The sequence below is a fragment of the Pseudoalteromonas porphyrae genome (assembly GCF_001298125.1).
In the GTDB taxonomy this organism is placed as follows: domain Bacteria; phylum Pseudomonadota; class Gammaproteobacteria; order Enterobacterales; family Alteromonadaceae; genus Pseudoalteromonas; species Pseudoalteromonas neustonica.
In genome coordinates, this window is sequence record NZ_LHPH01000014.1 from 55617 (window position 1) to 77492 (window position 21876).

At 40.5% G+C, this 21876-nt stretch carries 21 protein-coding genes; all 21 read left to right on the top strand.

Features of this window, described 5'->3' with window-relative positions:
* Nucleotides 1-50 precede the first annotated feature (50 nt).
* The 21 genes from ADS77_RS12890 (at nucleotide 51) to ADS77_RS12990 (ending at nucleotide 21876) form a co-directional block, all read left to right on the top strand.
* Nucleotides 51-968, top strand: coding sequence for a hypothetical protein (locus ADS77_RS12890; protein ID WP_054204852.1), 918 nt, complete (start codon nucleotides 51-53; stop codon nucleotides 966-968).
* A 4-nt stretch (nucleotides 969-972) separates the two neighbouring features.
* Nucleotides 973-1575 carry a PilN domain-containing protein gene (locus ADS77_RS12895; RefSeq protein WP_152960621.1) on the top strand — a complete coding sequence of 201 codons (603 nt, stop codon included), beginning with the start codon at nucleotides 973-975 and terminating at the stop codon, nucleotides 1573-1575.
* A complete protein-coding gene (locus ADS77_RS12900) occupies nucleotides 1572-2258 on the top strand; it encodes a type II secretion system protein M (protein ID WP_054454794.1) in 687 nt (228 codons plus the stop codon). Before ADS77_RS12895 ends, ADS77_RS12900 begins: the two co-directional genes overlap by 4 nt.
* Nucleotides 2236-2559, top strand: coding sequence for a hypothetical protein (locus tag ADS77_RS22515; protein WP_064435812.1), 324 nt, complete (start codon nucleotides 2236-2238; stop codon nucleotides 2557-2559). Before ADS77_RS12900 ends, ADS77_RS22515 begins: the two co-directional genes overlap by 23 nt.
* Complete coding sequence (mshL, locus tag ADS77_RS12910; protein WP_054454796.1) at nucleotides 2543-4201, top strand: pilus (MSHA type) biogenesis protein MshL; 1659 nt, start codon at nucleotides 2543-2545, stop codon at nucleotides 4199-4201. Before ADS77_RS22515 ends, mshL begins: the two co-directional genes overlap by 17 nt.
* Nucleotides 4202-4203: 2 nt before the next feature.
* On the top strand, nucleotides 4204-5106 hold the full coding sequence (locus ADS77_RS12915) for an ExeA family protein (RefSeq protein WP_054454798.1): 903 nt from the start codon (nucleotides 4204-4206) through the stop codon (nucleotides 5104-5106).
* Nucleotides 5103-6245, top strand: a complete 1143-nt coding sequence (locus ADS77_RS12920; RefSeq protein WP_054454800.1) for a tetratricopeptide repeat protein — start codon at nucleotides 5103-5105, stop codon at nucleotides 6243-6245. The genes ADS77_RS12915 and ADS77_RS12920 overlap by 4 nt, the downstream gene beginning before the upstream one ends.
* Complete coding sequence (locus ADS77_RS12925) at nucleotides 6242-7969, top strand: GspE/PulE family protein (RefSeq protein ID WP_054454801.1); 1728 nt, start codon at nucleotides 6242-6244, stop codon at nucleotides 7967-7969. Before ADS77_RS12920 ends, ADS77_RS12925 begins: the two co-directional genes overlap by 4 nt.
* On the top strand, nucleotides 7956-9179 hold the full coding sequence (locus tag ADS77_RS12930; protein ID WP_054204845.1) for a type II secretion system F family protein: 1224 nt from the start codon (nucleotides 7956-7958) through the stop codon (nucleotides 9177-9179). Before ADS77_RS12925 ends, ADS77_RS12930 begins: the two co-directional genes overlap by 14 nt.
* A gap of 2 nt (nucleotides 9180-9181) precedes the next feature.
* Entirely contained in the window at nucleotides 9182-9775 is a 594-nt protein-coding gene (locus tag ADS77_RS12935) for a prepilin-type N-terminal cleavage/methylation domain-containing protein (protein ID WP_054454803.1), read from the top strand.
* A gap of 23 nt (nucleotides 9776-9798) precedes the next feature.
* Nucleotides 9799-10335 carry a prepilin-type N-terminal cleavage/methylation domain-containing protein gene (locus ADS77_RS12940; RefSeq protein ID WP_054204843.1) on the top strand — a complete coding sequence of 179 codons (537 nt, stop codon included), beginning with the start codon at nucleotides 9799-9801 and terminating at the stop codon, nucleotides 10333-10335.
* A gap of 8 nt (nucleotides 10336-10343) precedes the next feature.
* A complete protein-coding gene (locus tag ADS77_RS12945) occupies nucleotides 10344-10835 on the top strand; it encodes a type II secretion system protein (protein WP_054204842.1) in 492 nt (163 codons plus the stop codon).
* Nucleotides 10822-11358, top strand: coding sequence for a prepilin-type N-terminal cleavage/methylation domain-containing protein (locus ADS77_RS12950; RefSeq protein WP_054204841.1), 537 nt, complete (start codon nucleotides 10822-10824; stop codon nucleotides 11356-11358). The genes ADS77_RS12945 and ADS77_RS12950 overlap by 14 nt, the downstream gene beginning before the upstream one ends.
* Nucleotides 11358-12188: a type II secretion system protein J gene (locus ADS77_RS12955; protein ID WP_054454805.1), complete on the top strand. Its 831-nt coding sequence runs from the start codon at nucleotides 11358-11360 to the stop codon at nucleotides 12186-12188. The genes ADS77_RS12950 and ADS77_RS12955 overlap by 1 nt, the downstream gene beginning before the upstream one ends.
* Entirely contained in the window at nucleotides 12178-12672 is a 495-nt protein-coding gene (locus tag ADS77_RS12960) for a hypothetical protein (protein WP_054204839.1), read from the top strand. Before ADS77_RS12955 ends, ADS77_RS12960 begins: the two co-directional genes overlap by 11 nt.
* On the top strand, nucleotides 12669-16412 hold the full coding sequence (locus ADS77_RS12965; protein ID WP_235575778.1) for an H-type lectin domain-containing protein: 3744 nt from the start codon (nucleotides 12669-12671) through the stop codon (nucleotides 16410-16412). The genes ADS77_RS12960 and ADS77_RS12965 overlap by 4 nt, the downstream gene beginning before the upstream one ends.
* A gap of 369 nt (nucleotides 16413-16781) precedes the next feature.
* The gene (locus tag ADS77_RS12970) at nucleotides 16782-18812 is read left to right on the top strand and encodes an SUMF1/EgtB/PvdO family nonheme iron enzyme (RefSeq protein ID WP_054204838.1); all 2031 of its coding nucleotides are present in this window, start codon (nucleotides 16782-16784) and stop codon (nucleotides 18810-18812) included.
* A gap of 137 nt (nucleotides 18813-18949) precedes the next feature.
* The gene (locus ADS77_RS12975; protein ID WP_016709506.1) at nucleotides 18950-19993 is read left to right on the top strand and encodes a rod shape-determining protein; all 1044 of its coding nucleotides are present in this window, start codon (nucleotides 18950-18952) and stop codon (nucleotides 19991-19993) included.
* Nucleotides 19993-20835 carry a rod shape-determining protein MreC gene (gene mreC, locus ADS77_RS12980; protein WP_170173838.1) on the top strand — a complete coding sequence of 281 codons (843 nt, stop codon included), beginning with the start codon at nucleotides 19993-19995 and terminating at the stop codon, nucleotides 20833-20835. The genes ADS77_RS12975 and mreC overlap by 1 nt, the downstream gene beginning before the upstream one ends.
* On the top strand, nucleotides 20828-21307 hold the full coding sequence (mreD, locus tag ADS77_RS12985) for a rod shape-determining protein MreD (protein WP_054204837.1): 480 nt from the start codon (nucleotides 20828-20830) through the stop codon (nucleotides 21305-21307). The genes mreC and mreD overlap by 8 nt, the downstream gene beginning before the upstream one ends.
* Nucleotides 21307-21876, top strand: a complete 570-nt coding sequence (locus ADS77_RS12990; RefSeq protein ID WP_054204836.1) for a Maf family protein — start codon at nucleotides 21307-21309, stop codon at nucleotides 21874-21876. Before mreD ends, ADS77_RS12990 begins: the two co-directional genes overlap by 1 nt.

Sequence of the window (21876 nt, forward strand, 5' to 3'; positions counted from 1 at the left end):
AGGAAATATATACAATACTTAGAAAATCGTACTAATATTTAAGTAGCTATATGAAAAAAAGGCTTTTTTCATTATTTCCATGGTTGCAGCAAGGGATAGATCCTAACTGCATAATAGGTGTTGCTACATATGCTAAAACCGTGAATGCAGTTTGTTTGAAGCAAATACAAGGCTTGTGGCAAATTGAGAAAACACATACAGAATACGTGACAGACCTTCGTGATTATACAACGGCGATTACTACCTGTACAAACGAAGTAAGTCGCCAAACATGTGCTGTTAATTTGGTAGTACCACATTATTTTTATCAAATCTTGCAGATGGAAAAGCCTAACCTGACAGATGAAGAGATTATTCAGTCACTGCCGTGGACGAGTAAAGATCTAGTTAATATCGCCCCAGAAAATATTGTCGCCGATTTTATTGATTATCCAATTGCTTTACCGATGCAAAGTAAAAAAATGAATGTGTTTATAACTGATAAGCAGCAAATAATACCGCTTATCAATTGTTTTATAGATACAGACGCCGTATTACGTTCGCTCACTTCTGAAGAAATGGTACTGCTTGCTTTATTTGGTAAAAACAAAGATGCACATATGTTGGTGGTTCAACACGCAGATACTGAACCAAGAATACTCATTGTACGAGATGGTCAGTTAGTTTTGGTTAGGCGCTTAAATGGCTTTATTGGTATTACAGATAAAGATAGTGCAGTTGTTGATGCATTAGCTTTAGAAATACAGCGTTCAATGGATTTCTTTGAATCGCAATTAAAACAACCTCCGATCCGTAGTGTGCAATTACAGTGTGACAGTTTGTCTTCATTAGCGGTGCGTGCAGAGCTTGCTGAGTTATTACAAACTAAAGTCGTCGACTTTCAACCTAATTCAGATATGGCTAAAGGTGTTGAAAAGCAGTTCTATTATGCTTTAGGTGCGGCTCTATTGATGACTAATAAGGATTAATCAGGTGAAGAATAGGATTAATTTTTATCATAAATCATTAAGAAAGCGTCGTGACTTGATGCCACTCCAAGGTGTTTTAGTTATATGGACTATTGTTGCTTTTATAGTGACAGCTAGTTGGGGAGGCTTCACATTACAAACACAACATAATAAAACTGAAAAAGATGGAAGCCAGCAACGATTAGATAGTCTGTATGTAGAGCTTGAGGCAATAAAAATTAAGCTGGCAGAAAAACAAAATAAAGACCGGTTAGTTACAAAGTTAAAGTTAATCGAGCAAGAAATAGCTCATAAGCAGCAAATATTCAGTTATTTAAAAGTAGTTAACGAATTATCGGGCACTGATTATAGCCGAATAATGATTGATTTAGCGCGTCACCATGAGCCGAGCATTTGGTTAACTGAACTGATATTTGCAGGGAAAAAAATTACCCTCAAAGGGCAAACCTCCGAATCAAGTCAACTACCTATTTGGCTAAGTAATTTAAAGCAATCACCTTACTTTGCAGGGAAAGAATTCTCAGTATTGGAGTTTAATAAAAAAGAGGATGGCATTAATGAATTTAATGTTTCATCTGAGTTAGTTGTTAAAGGGAATTCGCTATGAAGACGAATAGTAAAAAAAGTCTACGTAGTTGGCCTTTATGGGTGAAATATCAAACACGATTTGAAGCACTACAGTTACGCGAAAAATATGCCGTATTAGCTGTTGGTTTATTTTTGATTATTTATTTAGGTTGTTGGTTTTTAGTGCTTCCACAGCAAGAGTCGGCAAAATTACAGCAAGACTCGTTAAAGGCCATTAAGGTTGAGTTACAGCAGTCTCAAGTTCAGTTTGCAATGTTAGAGGAGGCGTTAAATACCGACTATACAAAAGCGCTTCGTCAACAAATAATCAATGCAGAACAAGCATTAATAGATACTGATGAGAGGTTGAGTGCGTTTAGCCAAGGCTTTGTAGCTGCTGAGAGTGTGCCTGACATGTTAAGAGGATTATTAAAAAGTCATCCGAATGTCAAAGTATTGAGCTTTAAAGTGCTACCAGCAAAAGGGATTGATGTTGCAAAGCTAGGTGAGCAAGATGCGCAAGTTTTATTTTTTGAACATCAAATGATTTTGACGTTAGAGGGCGAGTACTTTGGCCTGCAAAACTATCTTGAATCACTTAAAAAAAACCAAGAAAAGTTGTTGATCCAAGAGTTTAATTATCAAGTGACAGTATATCCAAATGCTCAATTAACCATACAGTTAGCAACGGTAAGCGCGAATGAAAAATTTCTTTCACTGTAGTTTATGGCTGATATCAATATGCGCCAGTGTAGCTGCGGTTGCACAAACTTTAAAAGATCCGACTAGACCGCAAACCATTACAACAAAGGGAAGCGGGAATGTGTTGACTGGAAATTTGATATTGCAGTCAATAATAAAGAAACAGCAAGGGTATAAAGCAATTATTTCTGGGCAATTATATGCCATTGGCGATCAGATAGATGGCTACAAAGTGCTAGCAATAAACTCTAAAAGAGTCGTACTAGCGAATGATAACAAGCAAATAAAATTAGATTTATATGACTATGACATTAAAAATTAATTTTCCCCACAAGTTGGCTGTTTTATTGCTGTTACCTATTATTTTAAATGGTTGTCACAGCTTTTCACCAGGTAAAGGGATCAAGCCTCATATCGAGCAAGAGTTAAAAGCACTTCCAAATAATACGCCTACAGTTGCACCGTTAAATGTACCTGAGGAGCTAGCTCAAAGCCTATTATCTTCAGTGGGCCCTCAGCAGAGTTTAAATAACGAGCTTTCGGTGAAGCGTTTTGAAGTATCTGCTAATAATGTTGATATACGAGCCTTTTTTGCAGGTCTTACGGACGATACACCTTACAGTGTTGCAGTACACCCAGAGGTAAGTGGAACAATTAGCTTAACCTTAAAAAGCGTAACATTTGATGAGGTTATTACCGTTATTAAACGAATGTATCCGCTTGATATTATTAACGAAGGGCGAATTGTACAGGTACTTCCCGCAAAAATGCGTACAGAAACTATTCCTGTTAATTATTTAATGATGAAGCGAAGTGGTCAATCTACAGTCAGTGTTGTTGCTGGTGGTGTGAGTCAAATGGCGGGAAATAGTAGCTCAAGATCAAGTAACAACTCAAGTGATAGTGACCAGCAAAATGGCCAATCCAGCAATAATCAGAATATTGAATTGAATGGTTCTCGTATACAAACCACAAATCAAAATGATTTTTGGAAAGACTTAGAGATCGCTTTAAAAACACTGGTTGGTACTGGAGAGGGGCGTTATGTTATTGCCAGCCCTCAGGCAAGTTTAGTGACTGTAAATGCCTTGCCAAGTGAAATTATGCAATTGAAAGATTTTTTACGCCAAAGCCAAGAAAACTTGCAACGACAAGTTATTTTAGAAGCGAAGATTGTCGAAGTGACTTTGAAAGATGAATATCAACAGGGGGTTAATTGGAATGAAATTGCAAGCTCTATAGGTAGTACGAGTTTGTCATTTGCAACAACGGCCGCAGGGCAAATTAGTAACAGCATTTCAGCCACGCTTGGTGGTGTTTCAAATTTAGTTATCAATAACGCTGATTTTACAGGTGTGATTAGCTTATTAGAAACCCAAGGCGATGTACAAATGCTATCAAACCCAAGGGTAACAGCAACTAATAATCAAAAAGCAGTAATTAAAGTCGGTCAGGATGAGTACTTTGTTACTAATGTTTCAAGTACGACGGTTACAGGTAATGCAACAACAACAACACCAGAAATTGATTTAACACCATTTTTCTCAGGGATTGCATTAGATGTTACACCGCAGATTGATAAATACGGCTCAGTCATTTTACATGTTCATCCGTCTGTAACACAAACAGAGGAACAGCAAAAAGTAATTACTTTGAATAATGACGAATTTATCCTACCGCTGGCGCAAAGTAATATTCGTGAATCTGATACGGTGATCCGTGCTCAAAGTGGTGAAATTGTGGTGATCGGTGGTTTAATGCAAACGATCACAACGGATGAAGAATCAAAAACACCGCTACTAGGCGACATACCATTATTTGGTAATCTTTTTAGAAGTGTGCGTAAGCGTCAAGAGAAGAAAGAGCTAGTTATTTTATTAAAGCCAACTGTTGTAATGCCTGATACGTGGAAGAAGCAACAAGCTCGCAGTCGCCAATTACTTAATACTTGGTATGAGAATTAATCATGTATTTGAGCTTTTTCAATCTAAGTGAAATGCCTTTCACCTTAACCCCAAATACCGAGTTCTTCTGTGCTCTGGCACCGCATAATGAAGCGATGCAAGTGTTGCTTACGGCGCTAGAAATGGGGGAGGGGTTTATTAAAGTAACGGGCGAGGTAGGCACTGGGAAAACGCTTTTATGTCGTAAATTGTTAAATCAAATAGAGCAAGATTTTACGGTAGCCTATTTACCAAACTCTTACTTAAACCCTGATGAACTACGCTGGGCATTAGCTGTTGAGTTAGGGATGGATCTAAATAAAGAGCTCGATCAGCAAGCTTTAAGTCAATTGATTAACCATCATTTACTAAGCTTGCAGCAGGTTGGGAAAAAAGTGGTGTTATTGATCGACGAAGCGCAGTGTTTGAGCTGGGATACGCTAGAAGCATTGCGTTTATTTACTAATTTAGAAACCGAGAGTGAGAAGCTAATTCAGGTTGTACTATTTGGGCAACCTGAGTTGGATGAAAAACTAGCGAATAGCCGTGTTCGTCAGTTGCGTCAACGGATTAGTTTTTCCTATCAATTACGTGCAATGACACCTGCTGAAGTTGTGTATTACATAAATCATAGGCTACAAGTTGCAGGTTTTAATGGGCCGCAACTATTTACGCAGCAGTTAGGGTTACGCATAGCAAAAGCTAGCCGTGGGGTCCCGCGTTTGGTTAATGTGCTTTGCCATAAAGTACTGTTGCAAGCCTACGGTGAAGGGGTGAATGAAATAAAGATGCTGCACATTTACAGTGCGGTAAAAGACACTGAAGATTGCCAAAATACGCACTTAATAAATTATTGGAGTTACATAGTTGCCAGCTGCAGTGTGTTAGTGATTGCTGGTATTTGGTTTTGGAGGCAATGGCTATGAGTGTAATTAATTCGATGCTTAAAAGCATAGAGCAGCGTGAAAGTGGTGCAACACTGCCGTTTGCGCAAAAAAGTATTGTCGTTGCCCCCATTTATGATTACCAAACAATTGCACTGAAGTGTGGGGTCGTTTTAATCGCAATCACAGCAATTGTATTGGCTTATATTTATCTACCAACGGCTGATAAAAAAATTAAGCGTGTAGATTCAATTGTAGAGAGATCAGCAATCAAAGTAGCTATCGATCCATTAATTAAGAGTGAGGTATTAGATAAACCTAACACGTTAGTCACCGCTGGTAAAAATAAGCTTATGAATTCGGCATCTTATGTAGAGGAAAAAGCATTAGTTAATGATAGTGGGGCTAATCAGGTTACACGTTTTCAAAAGCCAGCAATAAACCAACAGCCAATGATGGAAAGTAATAGTGAGTCAGGGGGGCCTGTTGCAGCCGTAGTATTGAAAAGCAGTGCACCTGAAATAGTGAATGCTGCAATCAGTAAGCCGATGATTAATAGCTCTGAAGATACCTTTAGCATCAAAAAGGCTTCAGTAATAACGACCATGGATCAGCAAAATTCAGCCTTGTTGGCACAAGCCAGAAATGCGCTAGAGTTTGGTTTACAACAAGAGGCTACGGATGATCTGGTACTTATTTTACAGCGTGACCCTGAGCACATTGAAGCGCGTAATTTATTGGCGGCAAGTTACTTTTTACAGCAGGACATTCTTGCTGCGCAGAGTATTCTAGAAGAAGGCATAGGGTATGATCCTAACGTGTTGCACTGGCGCGTATTGCTCAGCAAAATTTACATTACTCGACGTCAGTACAGTATGGTTTTACAGCTTCTCGGCGATGAGTTTGAACCGCAAGCAGATAATCAATTTTGGACTTTAAAAGGCACTGCTGCGCAGCAACTAGAGGAACATGATGTTGCATTGCGATGTTTTGAAAAACTAACTCGATTACAGCCGCAAGAAAGTAAGTGGTGGTTAGCACTGGCAACCTCTAAAGATGCGCTTGGGGATTACCAAAACGCAAAGCGTTATTATCAAACAGCTCTTAAAATGGGAGGGTTGAGTCCGGTAATACAAAGCCATGCAGAGCAACGCTTGTTAGCGCTCAAGGAGGTATCATGAGACCTAGTTTAAGAATGCGTTTGGGGGATCTTTTAGTTGATGAGCAGATGATCACAGAAGCGCAACTAAGTGAGGCTCTTAATGCGCAAGCTGCAACGGGGCGTAAACTCGGTGCAACGTTAATCGCACTTGAGTTTATTAGTGAACCTCAGTTACTACGATTTTTAGCCCAGCAACTTAAAGTGCCATTTTTAGATATTTCACAACGCAAAATATCCCCAGAAGTGTCTAAGTTGCTATCAGAGGTTATGGCTAGGCGTTACCGTGCACTTGTAATTGAAGATAATGGCGACTCAGTACTTATAGGTATGAGTGATCCGGCTGATTTAAGAGGGTTAGATCAACTAGGGCCAATATTTGCACCAAAAAGAATTGATTTGGCGGTAGTGCAAGAAAGCCAAATTATGGTTGCATTCGATAATGTCTATCGTCGTACGGAAGAGATAACCAGCTTTGCGGAACAGTTACATGAAGAGTACGAGGATGTTGAAGAATTTGACTTAAACTCTCTCGGTGATGATTCTTCAGATGCAACTGTTGTTAAATTACTACAGTCTATTTTTGAAGATGCAGTACAAGTAAGGGCATCGGATATCCATATCGAGCCAGATGAAAGTATGTTGCGTATTCGCCAGCGTGTTGACGGTGTATTACAAGAGCACATATTACATCAGGTGAAAATTGCCTCTGCATTAGTATTACGTCTTAAGTTGATGTCTGGCTTAGATATATCAGAAAAACGTCTACCACAAGATGGCCGATTTAATATTAAAGTTCATACTCATAGTATTGATGTGAGGTTATCCACGATGCCGGTGCAGTATGGTGAATCGGTAGTTATGCGGTTACTTGATCAATCAGCTGGATTACTAACTTTAGATGAAACAGGTATGCCGACGCATATTTTGAAACGCTTGCGCAGTATTTTAAAGCGCCCCCATGGGATGATTTTAGTTACAGGGCCGACAGGGTCCGGGAAAACGACCACTCTTTATGGGGCGCTAAGTGAGCTTAATCAGCCTGAAAAGAAAATTATTACAGTTGAAGATCCTGTTGAGTATCGAATTGGCCGTATTAATCAGGTGCAAATAAAAAACAAAATAGGGCTCAGTTTTGCCAGTATTCTACGCACTGCATTACGCCAAGATCCTGATATTTTGATGGTTGGTGAAATGCGAGATCAGGAAACCGTAGAAATTGGCTTAAGAGGTGCATTAACAGGGCACTTAGTCTTATCAACGCTACATACCAATGATGCGATCACCAGTGCAATGCGTTTAATTGATATGGGCGCGCCTGCCTATCTGGTTGCCAGCTCATTACGTGCCATTATAGCTCAACGGCTAGTAAGGCGAGTATGTGAAAACTGCAAAACGCAATACCACCCTGATCATCAAGAAACGAGTTGGTTAAAGTATTTGAAAGTTGATGTTGCTAATAGTCAGTTTTGGTGTGGGAAAGGATGTACTGCGTGTAACCATACGGGCTATAAAGGTCGTGTTGGGGTGTTTGAGCTACTGGAAATGGATGATGCCATGATGGATGCATTACGCCAAGATGATACGCAAAGTTTTTCTGACGCGGCTAAAAATAGCGCTCAATTCACACCTTTATCAAGCAAGGCACTAGAGTATGCAAAACAGGGCCTAACCACATTGGATGAAGTGTTTAAAGTTGCTGAATATATCCCTGAGATAATAGGAGATGACGATGCAACTTTATAGCTACCAAGCTAAAGATCATAAAGGAACATTAGTAAAAGGCAAGCTTGAAGCGGTCAATCAAGCCGGCGTAGCTGATAACTTAATGCGTCGTCAATTTATACCAATAACGATCACACTGATCGAGCGTGAAAATGATATTCAATTTCCAGGTTTACAACTATTTAAACAAAAAGTAGGCCTTGACGACATGATTATGTTTTCTCGGCAAATGTATTCATTACTCAAAGCAGGCATACCTATAATTCGTGCCATTGTTGGGTTAGCAGATACTACACAAAATAAAGAGTTTAAAGCGGTTTTAACTGAGGTTATTAAGCAGTTAGAGCAAGGTCGAGATTTATCTAGTGCAATGAGCATGCATAATAAAGTGTTTAGTCGTTTGACTATTTCGATGGTGTTGGTGGGCGAAGGTTCAGGGCGTTTAGAAGATGCTTTTTTACAACTTGCTAATTATTTTGAAAAAGAACAAGACACACGAAAACGTATTAAAACAGCGATGCGTTACCCTATTTTTGTTATCGCAGCTTTAGTGATAGCCATGGTGATTTTAAACATTTTTGTAATCCCCACATTTGCCACTATGTTTGCTCGATTTAATGCTGAGTTGCCTTTGATGACGCAGATATTAATAGGAACCAGCCACTTTTTTGTTAACTACTGGTGGTTACTATTATTGATAATTGCAATGACTATTTTTTTCTGGAAGCGCTACTTGGCGACTGAACAAGGTTTGTATAACTGGGATCACTACAAGTTAAAAATCCCTTTTGTAGGCCATATTATTCATCGCTCACTTCTTGCTCGTTATAGCCAAAGCTTGGCTATGGTACTGCGCTCAGGTGTACCGATGACTACAGGCTTATCGCTTACAGCACAAGCCGTTGATAATAGTTACATGGAAAAAGCTATTTTATCTATTCGTCAGGAAATAGAAAAGGGCGATAGCTTATTGCGAGCTTCGCGTAGTAGTGAGCTGTTTTCGCAGCTGGTATTACAAATGGTTGCAGTGGGTGAAGAAACAGGCCGTGTTGATGAAATGCTACAAGAGGCTGCTGATTATTATGAGCGAGAAGTTGATTACGATTTACGTAGTTTAACTGCGAAGATAGAACCTATTTTAACTGTATTTGTTGCCATTATGGTCCTTATTTTAGCGTTGGGTATATTTATGCCGATGTGGAATATGATGTCAGCAATAAAGGGGGGGTGATAATGCTCAATATGGCGCAACACAATAATGGTTTTTCACTGTTTGAAGTGGTTTTAGTTGTGATTTTGTTGGCCGTAGTTATGAGTGTAGCTGTACCACAATTTATGAATGTTAAAGAGCAGGCTCATAGTGCAAGCATTGATGCTGTAGCGGGTGGTTTTGCCAGCGCAGTCGGGTTTGTCAGAGGGCAATGGGAATTAGAAGCACGACCTAAAGGTAGCGCTGCTTCACGGTTTGTTACTTATATTAATTATGGAGGTGTGGTTGTAGGAGTTGATGGTGAAACAGGTACTCCTACTAGTGATGAAACAGAGCAAAAAGACACACGGGCATTAGCAATGAGTAGTGCAAGATGCCAACAGGTGCTGAATGTGATTTTACAAGATGCGCCAAGCAGTACCCTAAGTAGTACAGTGTCAGAGGTTAAAGATGTACGTTTTTTAGTAAGGTACGACGCAGATGCGTTGCAGTGTATCTACTATCTTAGTCATTCTTTAGATGCTGAAAATATCCCTAAGAATGGTAAGCAATTAATTGATACCAAAGGGTTTTCGTACTTTCCTAAAATAGGCAAAGTGCAAATTTTTAAATCTTAAGTAATAACAAAAGAGGCTTACTTATGAAAACGCAATCAATGAATAGCAATGAAATGAACAACCAAGCAGGTTTTACCCTAGTAGAATTGATCATTGTGATCGTGATCCTTGGCATACTTGCGGTAACGGCTGCTCCGCGCTTTTTGAACTTACAAGGCGATGCAAATGCATCAACACTTGAAGGTTTGCAGGGCTCTATTCGCAGCGGTATGAACATCGTTAATGGTAAATCAATAATCTCAAGTGATCATAAAAAACCAACCGCAACAGTAACGGTTGATACAGGCGCTGCAGTTGATACTATTTATGGTTATCCTGCTGCGAGTACTGCTGCATTTGAAGCTTTCTTAGATGTTGACTTTGCAACTGGTGATGCGGGTGACTTTAACTTAGACGACACGACTAAAGCCGCTACTGGAACTGCAATTATTTTTCCTAACAGCTATGTAAGCACAGATGATTGTCGTATTGAATATACACAAGCTAAAGACTCTAACGATGGTACCCCGCCAGTCAAAGTTGTGGCGCCAGTATTAACAATTATACTTACAGGATGTTAATCATATAGATGGGAAGCTCGACTAAGCAACGATTGCGTGGCTTTACTTTAGTTGAACTGATAATTACTTTGGTTATTTTGGGTATCCTGTCGGTAACGGCAGGGCCCAAATTCTTAGGTAGTTCAACCGAAGACGCCTATTCATATCGTGATCGCGTATTGGCCGCACTACGCACAACTCAATTACGAGCGATGCAAAACAGTGCAATAGCGAGTTGCCATAAGTTATACATAAGCGCAGTGTTAATTGCTGGGCCAACAACAGATACATGCAATGGAGGAGCGGATCCTAACAACCAAGACGATTTGGTAGTGAAGATAGACACGCAACGTAGCGAAATAGTATTTACTGCGTTAGATGGTCAAGGATCGCTATTTACTGAAATTAATTTTGACCCATTGGGGCGAAGTGATCGAAATTGCAACAATACATGTCGAATAGATGTAGGGTTAGCTGGTGTATGTATTAGTGGTGAGGGGCTGATTTATGCGTGCCCTTAATACGGGTTTTACCCTTATTGAGCTAATCATTAGCATTGTTATTTTTGCGATAGCCCTGACAATTATTACCGGTTTAATTGCGCCGCAGGCGCGTCAAAGTGCGGATCCTATTTTACAGTTACGTGCTAATGAATTGGGTCAATCATTAATGAATGAGATCCAAAGTAAGGCATTTGATGAGCATAGTGAACGTGCGCCGCCGTTTAGACGATGCTCAGAGAGTGGTTTGGCTGCACCAAATTGCACCGTTGTAGCCGATTTAGGTGCCGATAGCGGAGAAACCCGGACTACGTATGATGATGTGGATGATTATTTAGCACTCAATGCTCAGCCTATAACAAATAGCTTAGGTGAGCAGTTAACGCAGTATCAAGATTTTAGTGTTGCCGTTACTGTGGTTTATGACAGTGACCGTAATAGTACAACCGTAAATGATGGAACAACATTAAAGCTCATCACACTTATTGTTAGTGCTCCAAATGGAGAGCAATATGGGTTTAGTGCTTATAAAGGTAATTACTGATGTTTAGCTTTATAAAACAATGCGGGTTTACCCTTATAGAGTTATTAATAGTCATGGTGATTGTGGGGATATTAGGGGTTACTTCGGTTGCTTATATTAATGCTGGGGTAAATATCTACAGCCAAGGTGTTGAGCGTCAAGAAGCCGTTGCACAAGCACGATTTATGCTAACACGCTTAGCTAAAGAGCTACGGCACGCCACACCAAACTCTCTTCGGTTACAGTGTGAAGGAGGGTGCACATTTGATCAGTGTCTTGAGTTTATTCCTTTCCAATCAGCGACTCATTATACCGGCTACCTACCAACGTCAGCCCCTTTTAATGTTACAGCGGTAGACTTCGAATTAAATAATTTAGCACAGCCAACAATTGGAAATTGGGCCACTGTATACCCATTACACCACAGTGATTTATACGATGTAGCAAACAATAAACGATTACAAGTAACAGGGTTTGTAAGCTCAACAACGAGCGAGCTGGATCAATGGCAATTTAGCCAAGCATTTATGCAAGAGTCGTCATCAAAGCGTATCTATTTACTGGCTGAGCCTGTGAGCTTTTGTGTTGAAGGTAATGCCTTATATCGATACCAAGATTATGGTTTTAATGTAAACCAATTAAATGCAGTACAGCTACAGGCAAGCAGTGGGGTAAAACGAGATTTACTTGCGCTTCATATAAGCAACAACTTAGTTAGCAATGAGTTTTTCAATTTAGATGATGCAGCGTTAACACGTAATTCTGTATTAAATATTCATGCAATTATGACGTTTAATGATAGTGAAGCAATGATGTTTAATCATGAGGTGCATATACCCAATGTACCTTAAAAATAATAGGAATCAAGCAAGTCAAAATGCCGCTCGTCAAAAAGGTAATTTACTCGTTGTTACACTGGTGATTATTGTTGTATTTTTGATGTTGGGCTTAGCGCTAGTGAAAATACTTTCTGCATCAGCACAACAAAATATTATTGAGTATTATGGCGCTCGTGCTTATATGGCTGCCCAAAGTGGGTTAGAAAATGCTTTAACAGAGCTTTTCCCGTTAAATAACCCTGCACAGAATTGCGCGGCAGTATCAACGACGCTAGCTTTGCAAGTAACTTATCTTGAAAACTGTGTGGTTACACTCAGTTGCAAGCAATACTTGGCTGTGCCAGATAGTAGTAATAGTGCTGGTACTGTTAGTATTTTTTATCTGCAAAGTACGGCTATTTGCGCCCCTATTGCATGCGCCATTGGTGAGGCTTGTCGAAAAGATTATTGGCAAACACAACGTACATTGAGCGTTGAAGCGAAGACCTTACCATGATGATTTACCGTACATTAATACTATTAGGATTGCTATGCTGTAGTTATGTGTGTGTAGCCGCAACGCCAAAAATAGAAGGCCGCTTTATTGAACTGCAAGACACGTATGTTTCACCTATTTGGACCAAAATAAATTTTCAACAAGAATATGATGTTCCGCCTGCGGTGTTTATGCTTTCGACCAATCAAGGCGGTAACCCTGCAATAGTACGCATACGCAATGTGACTACAACTGGCTTTGAAGCTCTACCACTTGAACCTACAGGAGAAGATGGTGAGCATATTACCATGGGGGCGCATTATTTAGCGGTTGAATATGGCGTACATGAATTCCCTGATGGCACAATCATGGAAGTTGGTAGTACAGATATATTGCTTGAAATTCAATATGGGCCTCAATCTAATTATGTTTTGCCGAAGAGCTATAAAGGCGTTACCTTCTCGATGCCATTTACTACACGGCCAAATTTTTTTCATTCACTACAAACAATCAATAGCTTGGAAACAACTCCTCCGAGAGATGCGTTAAGACCATTTTTAACCGTGGCTGTTGAAACTAATTCATTAACATCAGTGGGAGTAAATATAGCGCTTGAAGCATCAGAGACAAGTAGTGGCTTAATCAAAAGCGAGACAATTGCCTATCTTGTTGTGGAGCCAGGAAGTAACCGTACTTTTGTGGATGATAATCAAGTCGAAGTGTTATGGGAGAGTTTTTTCACTGGGTATAAAGTGGATGGTTGGAGTGATGGTTGTAATTACTTTTACTTTAATAATGACTTTGACGTAGCCCCTTTAGTTGTCGCAAGTAAGAATAGTCGGGTTGGTGAAGATGGGGGGTGGTTACGTAGTTGTAATTTAACACGAACTCGGCTGGGTATAGTGGTTGATGAAGATAGAGATGGCGATAGGGAGCGTAATCACCCAAATGAAGAGGCATCTATTTTAGCCATGACGAGTACGTTTGTATCCAACGGGGACATTTTGAGTTGTGATACGCTCTTTCCAGGGGCTATTGCTACATACAATAATGGACAGATTCAACTTGTTCAAGGCGTTACGGTTACAGACAACAATGCGAATGTTTTAACAACAATGAATTACATTTCAACTGCGATTACTAATATTCCTTTATGCAATGGTCAGCCTTGTGCTGCAAAGGGAGAAAATTCGCTGACCGCAGGGCAAGCTTCACGGGTGCCTACAATAGCAAATGATGGCTCATCTGGAAGTGCCATACCAACGAGTTTAGCGGGTGATTACTTTTTTGATGAATTGCAAATAACGATGGTCGAACCTGAATACAGAGTAACAAAGCCCACCCGAATATTTGTGCAAAATTCAGACTCAATATTATCAACCGCTTTTTTAACGGTCGCTAATACGAATATAGTTATTGAAGATGGTGCGTATTTGGCTATCTACATTGATGGTGCTGTATCGATTGGAGCGAGTGTCGACTTTAACGCATTTTTAGTCGCAACGGGAGAGGTGCGTATTGCGCAAGAAGTACAGTATACGGGTATGATTACCTCTGGCACTGAGATTATAGCAGAGCAAAGCTCTTCATTTACGGGAACACCAGTACCGAATAATATCCCCGGTTTTTGTGGAATTACACCACCAGTATTATTAGATCATTACCGCATATCCATGAGTGATAACAAGGGTTTAACGTGTCAGGCTAAAGAAATGACGCTTACAGCATGTGCGAATGATGCATGTGATGTACTTTATGCTGAAGAGTCTACACTCGATCTTTCGCCAAGTACCAGCGGGTCACAAAGCTGGGTTACAGGGGAGAACATAACATTTACAAGCATGACAGATATACGCTTTGCTAAGCGTACGGCTGGTCAAGTGCAATTTGGTTATAACTTAGCTGATCCATCAGCGCCGTTACGTTGTTATATTGGGGGGATTAATGTTGGCCTTGGTGGATGTAAAGTCACGTTCTCTGATGCAGGGTTTATTTTTAGAAATGACAGTGACAATAACACCTTAATACCTACTCAGTTATCAGGAAAACCTTCTGATACAGGCTTTAATGCTAAACAGTTAGCGATACAGGCTGTTAAAACCAACACAACAACAGGAGTCTGCGAAGCTGCTTTTCCTACCGATGGAGAAGTTGCAATTGATTTGGCTTATAGCTGTAGTTCGGGGTCTGTTTGTAGTGATGAGTTGGCGCTTGTGAATAACGGTAATACGCATGCAATTGGGCAAAGCTATCAAGCGGTACCACTAAAGTTTAGTAGTGAATCCAAAGCTGAGATTACCATTAATTACCCTGATGCAGGACAGGTAAGCTTAAATACTAGGTTAAACTTGATACTGGATCCTGCAACCAATCTATCAGTAAGCTTAGCGGGGAGTTCAAATGAATTTGTTGTTAAGCCATTTGGCCTTGCTATAAACTTTCCTAATGACGGCAATAATGCATTTGCAAGTGATGCAAACGGCAGTTTATTAAAGCTCACTGGTGAGCCATTTTCATTGAAAATGAATGCGGTACAATGGCTTGTTGGACAAGATAACAACAATGATGGTTACCCAGATGATTATTCAGTAATAAACAGCAATGCAATCGCTAAACACTTTATTGGTGAGTCACCCAATGTGACACCTTCCACCTTATTACCTTCGGGCGGAGTATTAGGTAATCTAGACGTAGATACACTATCCGCGTTTACTGATTCGGGTAGCTTAAGTGAATCCCTATCACAATATAATTATGATCAAGTCGGGATTATTGATTTAGCTGTGGGCTTGCAAGATGGCGATTACTTAGGTGCTGGAGATGTGCGAGGTGAGATCACCAATGTTGGCCGTTTTGCTCCATCTCAATATGTATTACAAGGTATTCAAGCCGCTGCTCAATGTACACGTTATGGCAGTAATCAAACCTACTTAAGTGAGCCATTTTCACTTGGGTTTACAGTACTCGCTCAAAATCATAAAAATCAAACAATGAAAAATTATGTGGGTGGGTTTATTAACTCAAATATCGTAGTTAATGCTGAAAACAGTGAGGCCGGTAATTATGTATCCGCACTTGATTTAACACCAAGGCTGCAGAACATAGACTCACCAGCATGGGGGAGTACACCTGCAGACGCTGGACAATGGCAATTAAACGACCTCGACACCATTTTGGCACGCCAAGAATTTAATGACCCAGATGGGCCTTTCGAAAGTGTAAACCTTATGGCAACACTAACAGGGCTTGAGGGGGCTGCTTTAATGGGTGCTAACGATAACCCAATAATTGCGGGGAGCTGTGTGGCAAATTGCGATAGCGTTAGACTTAATAGTGCACCAATTAGTTTTCGGTTTGGGCGTCTGGATTTGGGGAATAATGCAGGTTCTGACTTAGATGATTTACTCGTACCAATGGAGATGCAATATTATAATGGTACTGAGTTTGTTCGTAATGCCAATGATAACTGCAGTGTATTTACGCACCCTGAAATAAGTCAAATTTCACCGGCATTACCTGTTCTTGATTATGTTTACAGTACAGGCAATAGTGGTGTCTTTGAAAATGGTAGTTACCCAAATACTAACGGAATTTATGCGCAACCTCAGGGTATTGGTATTTTTATAATTGAATACGATACTGAAAATTGGCTTGAGTGGGATTGGCAAGCTGATGCTAGCCAATTAAATCCTAGAGGAATACTTCAATTTGGCAGTTTTAGAGGAAATGACAGAGTTATTTACTGGCGTGAAGTCCGATAATAGTAGTATGTCCAGTCAATCTCAAGATACAGAATTCAGTGTTTTACAGGGGATGGCTATCAAGGCGTGATTTGACAAAAATGGCAACGCCTGTGAAGCATCCTATAGAGAAGCTTAAAAGCAGATTTATACTGCGTTACTGTTATGAGAGACTAATTTTAATAAGGGAATAGCCATTATTTGCAATCAATGCCTTGTTTAAATCACTTTTAATTCCAACTGAAGCTCGCATCTTGAGGCTAATTAGGTATAAACTCAGATAATTTTTGAACAAAGCTTGTGTTTTGCCTTGCAAGTACATAGCATAAGAGTTTAATTATAAAAAATAAATAATGACCAAATAATTGCCGCTTTTTGGGAATGGAATATATGCGAATTGCTCCTTTATCTCTGTTAATTTCAGCAAGTTTGCTTGCATCAAGTGCGTTTGCACAAGATACAGCGACGGTAACTGGGATTGAATCTGAGATCAGTATTAAACAAGCTGAATACGATAACTCTACACAGATACTTGAAAAACATTTAAAAGAAGAAAGTCAGTTACAAAGCCAACTTGATTTATTGCGTACTCGTTCAACTGCACTCGATAAAGAAAAGAACCAAGCACTTGATGCAATGAACGAGATGTACCGTCGTTTAATTGATGATCCAACGCTTGATATCAGTACCGCACAAGCACGTTATCAACAAGCCGTGGTTGATCATAAACAAAATAAAGATGATATAGCGATGCAGTTGGCGGCAATTGCATCCCACCGCAAAGATATTGAACAAATTCGCGTAGCTAAACATACCCAGCTAAACACGCTTGAAAGCTTAAAAGAACAATTAACAACAGCACGAGTAGAGCGCTTGCGTAACGAGTTTACCCGCGAGGGAACGTTAGAAGTTAATCACACCATCAACTGTAAGCGTACAGAAACGCTAGCAGCGTGTGAGCAACGCGGTCAGCAAATGGGTTTACAAAAAGCAACAAAACGCTTCGTAGATCAAATATTTGCAAACCTAACTGAAGAGCGATTGGTTGAACCAAAACGCAATATGGCTGGTGCGCAAGTACAAATATTAAGTAGCCATGTAGTAAATAGTGCATTCAGTGGTCAAGGTAATTACAACGTAAATTTAAGTGTTACCATGCGCGGAGATGTTAATAGCAGCCGTTTATGTAACTTATTAAGTGTTGATAATCGCTATTGTTCTGAGTACGGCACACCACTGAGCACACCTTATCAAGCAAGTTACGGTACTAGCTACTCAGATAGTCAGTTAACATTCAGTGATAGTAAGGATAATGACGTAGTTTCAGTGTCACGTTTAAATACGCAGTCGGTTCGAGACTACTCAGTAAAGCCAATGTTGATGCCAAAAGTTGATCCATTGGTTGTTGATAACAACAAAAATAGAATGGTTGAACTAACACTGCGATCAAATGTATTTGATGATGAAGTGTTTATTGATGGTGTGAGTTTTGGCTCAACACGCTTAGCGACTACTTTGCCAAGTGGCGTACATGATGTTGAAGTACGAAAACAAGGTTACCAATCATATCGTGTGCGTGTTGATTTGCGTAAACCGCAAACCATTCATGCCAAGTTGGTAAAAAAGCCTGAGTCGATTGCTGCACCGACATACACTCGAGAGCAACGAAATACAGCATCTACGACTACAGCGGTTGGCAATGCAGCCGGTGCGGCTGTGGTTGTTATTCCAGCAGGCACGTTTGAAATGGGTGATATCAATGGCAACGGACTTGCTAATGAGCGTCCTGTTGTTGAGAAAACCATAGCCAACTCATTTGCAATGCAAAGCAAAGAAGTATCAGTCGGTGCGTATAAGCAGTTTGTTACCAATAGCGGTTATAAAACAGAAGCTGAACGCAATCGTGGCTGTGCGTATTATTTAAATGGTGAGCCAGTTTGGGAAGCTAATTTAAATTGGCGTAACCCTGGCTTTGAGCAAGGCAATGATTATCCAGCTGTATGCTTAACCTATAATGATGCTAAAGCATATGCTGATTGGTTATCAGGTCAAACAGGCCAACAATATCGCTTACCGAATGAGGTTGAGTGGGAATATGCAGCTCGAGCGGGTACTAAAACCGAATACCCATGGGGTAATGAAATCGGTAAAAATTTAGCCAATTGTGGCTGGTGTGGTAGTGAATGGTCAAACAAAAGTGCATCACCGACAGGTGCTTTTGCGCCAAACGCATTTGGTCTCTACGACACCGTAGGAAATGTATGGGAATGGACTCATAAGTCAGCTCAGCAATCGGATGTAACAGTTCGAGGTGGTGCATGGAATTTTGCACCGAGTTTAGCTCGCGCTTCAACTCGTTTGATTTTAGCGCCGGACTTTCGTGCAAATTATATCGGTTTTCGCTTAGTACGCGAGCGATAAAAATAATTTAAAAAGGAAGCAATGCTTCCTTTTTACCCAATTAACAAAGGTAGCTGCGCTTTGTATTACTGAAATAATTCAGTATGTTAAAGTAGAGTCAGCTAACATAAGAACGTTTTCAAAGGTCATCCAGCCTCATGTTTAAAAAGCTCCGTGGTATTTTTTCAAACGATCTATCGATCGACTTGGGTACAGCCAATACCCTTATTTATGTTAAAGACGAAGGCATTGTCCTTAATGAACCATCTGTTGTTGCGATCCGTCAAGAACGCGCTGGTGGCCCTAAAAGTGTTGCCTCAGTAGGCACCGAAGCAAAGCAAATGCTTGGTCGTACTCCAGGTAATATTAAAGCGATCCGCCCGATGAAGGATGGCGTAATTGCTGACTTTTATGTAACTGAAAAAATGTTACAGCATTTTATTAAGCAAGTTCATAACAACAATTTTATGCGTCCTAGCCCACGTGTACTTATATGTGTGCCATGTGGTGCAACTCAGGTAGAAAAACGTGCAATACGTGAATCTGCAATGGGGGCGGGTGCGCGTGAGGTATATTTAATTGAAGAGCCAATGGCGGCTGCAATTGGTGCGGGTTTACCTGTGTCAGAAGCAACGGGTTCAATGGTTGTTGATATCGGTGGCGGTACAACTGAAGTCGCAATTATCTCACTTAACGGCGTAGTGTATTCATCATCAGTGCGTATTGGTGGCGATAAGTTTGATGAAGCAATCATTAATTATGTACGTCGTAATTTTGGTAGCTTGATTGGTGAAGCGACAGCTGAAAACATTAAGCATCAAATAGGGTCAGCTTTTAAAACTGATGAACCGATTGAAATTGAAGTGCGTGGTCGTAACCTTGCTGAAGGTGTACCGCGCTCATTTACGCTTAACTCGCACGAAATATTAGAAGCACTGCAAGAGCCATTAATGGGTATTGTAAGCGCTGTGATGGTGGCACTTGAGCAATCACCACCAGAGCTTGCGTCAGATATCTCAGCTAAAGGTATGGTACTAACAGGCGGTGGTGCACTGCTTAAAGACTTAGACCGTTTATTAATGGAAGAAACAGGTATTCCGGTAGTGGTTGCTGATGATCCATTAACGTGTGTAGCACGTGGTGGCGGTAAGGCACTTGAGATGATAGATATGCATGGTGGTGACGTATTTAGCTACGACTAATGAAGTTAATGTTTGGGCGTGCCATCTCTTTGCAACTGCGACTTTTTGTCGCAGTGCTGTTGAGTATCATGCTGATCGTAGGCGATCGTTATACACAAGGCGGCACCACGGTTCGCACCAGTTTAAATACGCTAGTCAGCCCATTATTGTATTTAGCTAATTTACCCTATGAAGTTTTTAGCCTTGGTGCTAAAAGCTTGCATACGCGTGATCAACTACTAACCGAAAACGAAGCATTAAAACAAAAGCAATTACTGCAAAGTGAACAACTTCAGCAATATCAATTTTTAGCCAAAGAAAATCAAAAACTGCGGGCATTACTTGGCTCTTCAGCTAAACAAGCTAACCGTAAAATCATTGCACAAGTACTGTCAGTTCATTCAAACCCATATAGTCACCAAGTGGTGATCAATCGCGGTGCGATTGATGGTGTTAGTGAAGGGCAAGCTGTGATTGACGAAATGGGCGTGGTAGGTCAACTTACAAAAGTGGGATCAACAACCTCTCGTGTACTTTTAATGACAGATACGACCCACGCAACACCGGTGCGCATTTTACGCAATGATGTGCGCACTGTCGTGGAAGGTGTAGGGAAAATAAACTCAGTAAAACTCTCCCATGTACCGCATAGCCTAGATGTACGTTATGGTGATGTATTGGTAACATCAGGTCTTGGTGGCACGTTTCCTGAAGGATATCCTGTTGCAGTTGTGACAGAGATAAACCGCGATGAAGGGCGTCCGTTTGCGCAAGTATACGCGGAGCCAATTGCTCAGCTAGACCGAATTCGCTTATTAGTGATCTTATGGCGTAGTCAACAGGAAATTATCAGCGATGAATAGCCGACACACATTACTTATCGGCTTTAGCATCTTTTTTGCATTGATCATGGCACTGATGCCGTTGCCGTTTTCATTTGAACCATTTCGTCCAGACTGGGTTCTACTCGTTTTAATGTACTGGTCATTGGCGGTTCCGCATCGTTTAAACATTGGTACTGCTTGGGTGGTGGGACTCTTAATTGATTTAGCATCAGGCTCGCCATTAGGTGTAAACTCACTCACTTACTCAATTTGTATTTTTGTTACTGCGAGTAATTTTCAAAAAATCCGTAACTTCTCGATTTGGCAGCAAGCAATATTGGTTGGGCTATTTTTAACGCTTTATCATTTAATGCAATTTTGGCTGAATCACTTTTTAATGGATGTGTATTTTAATCCGCAATACTTATGGCCAGTGGTTACTGGCATGCTAAGTTGGCCATGGATTTTCTTGCTGCTGCGTAAATACCGTCGTCATTTCAGGATCCGATAATGCAAACCGCCATTTATTTAGCGTCAGCTTCTCCAAGGCGCAAAGAATTGCTAACTCAGCTAGGCATTGAATTTTCGCAATTTAGTGTGGATGCCGACGAAAGCCAGTTAAGCAACGAATCTCCACGTGAGCTGGTTGAACGTTTAGCGCGCTTAAAAGCTCAAACGGGCGTGACTATGGGTTACACCGATCGCCCTGTATTGGGCAGCGACACTGTCGTGGTTATCGACAATCAATCGCTAGGTAAACCACTGGATAAAGCGGACTTTATGGCAACGTTAAAGCGTTTGTCAGGGCGAGAGCATCAGGTGCTAACCGCAATAGCATTTGCTACGCCAGAGCGAGTAATGAGTTGTGTGGTAACAACACAGGTCAGCTTTAAAACATTATCAGATCAAGAGTTAGAAGATTACTGGCAAAGTGGCGAACCACAAGATAAAGCCGGTGGTTATGGTATTCAAGGGTTAGGTGGTCGATTTGTAACGCATATTTCAGGTAGCTATTTTGCAGTTGTAGGCTTACCTTTATATGAATGCGAAAAATTATTAAGCGAATTCTTAAGTAGGTAA

Bases quoted from the DNA above. Each gene is read 5' to 3' on its own strand.
- ADS77_RS12930 (WP_054204845.1), top strand. From the start codon at position 7,956: ATGCAACTTTATAGCTACCAAGCTAAAGATCATAAAGGAACATTAGTA.
- ADS77_RS12900 (WP_054454794.1), top strand. From the start codon at position 1,572: ATGAAGACGAATAGTAAAAAAAGTCTACGTAGTTGGCCTTTATGGGTG.
- ADS77_RS12920 (WP_054454800.1), top strand. From the start codon at position 5,103: ATGAGTGTAATTAATTCGATGCTTAAAAGCATAGAGCAGCGTGAAAGT.
- ADS77_RS12940 (WP_054204843.1), top strand. From the start codon at position 9,799: ATGAAAACGCAATCAATGAATAGCAATGAAATGAACAACCAAGCAGGT.
- ADS77_RS12935 (WP_054454803.1), top strand. From the start codon at position 9,182: ATGCTCAATATGGCGCAACACAATAATGGTTTTTCACTGTTTGAAGTG.
- mreD (WP_054204837.1), top strand. From the start codon at position 20,828: ATGAATAGCCGACACACATTACTTATCGGCTTTAGCATCTTTTTTGCA.
- ADS77_RS12925 (WP_054454801.1), top strand. From the start codon at position 6,242: ATGAGACCTAGTTTAAGAATGCGTTTGGGGGATCTTTTAGTTGATGAG.
- ADS77_RS12890 (WP_054204852.1), top strand. From the start codon at position 51: ATGAAAAAAAGGCTTTTTTCATTATTTCCATGGTTGCAGCAAGGGATA.
- ADS77_RS12975 (WP_016709506.1), top strand. From the start codon at position 18,950: ATGTTTAAAAAGCTCCGTGGTATTTTTTCAAACGATCTATCGATCGAC.
- ADS77_RS12915 (WP_054454798.1), top strand. From the start codon at position 4,204: ATGTATTTGAGCTTTTTCAATCTAAGTGAAATGCCTTTCACCTTAACC.
- ADS77_RS12950 (WP_054204841.1), top strand. From the start codon at position 10,822: ATGCGTGCCCTTAATACGGGTTTTACCCTTATTGAGCTAATCATTAGC.
- ADS77_RS12990 (WP_054204836.1), top strand. From the start codon at position 21,307: ATGCAAACCGCCATTTATTTAGCGTCAGCTTCTCCAAGGCGCAAAGAA.
- ADS77_RS12955 (WP_054454805.1), top strand. From the start codon at position 11,358: ATGTTTAGCTTTATAAAACAATGCGGGTTTACCCTTATAGAGTTATTA.
- ADS77_RS12945 (WP_054204842.1), top strand. From the start codon at position 10,344: ATGGGAAGCTCGACTAAGCAACGATTGCGTGGCTTTACTTTAGTTGAA.
- mshL (WP_054454796.1), top strand. From the start codon at position 2,543: ATGACATTAAAAATTAATTTTCCCCACAAGTTGGCTGTTTTATTGCTG.
- ADS77_RS12970 (WP_054204838.1), top strand. From the start codon at position 16,782: ATGCGAATTGCTCCTTTATCTCTGTTAATTTCAGCAAGTTTGCTTGCA.
- mreC (WP_170173838.1), top strand. From the start codon at position 19,993: ATGAAGTTAATGTTTGGGCGTGCCATCTCTTTGCAACTGCGACTTTTT.
- ADS77_RS22515 (WP_064435812.1), top strand. From the start codon at position 2,236: ATGAAAAATTTCTTTCACTGTAGTTTATGGCTGATATCAATATGCGCC.
- ADS77_RS12965 (WP_235575778.1), top strand. From the start codon at position 12,669: ATGATGATTTACCGTACATTAATACTATTAGGATTGCTATGCTGTAGT.
- ADS77_RS12960 (WP_054204839.1), top strand. From the start codon at position 12,178: ATGTACCTTAAAAATAATAGGAATCAAGCAAGTCAAAATGCCGCTCGT.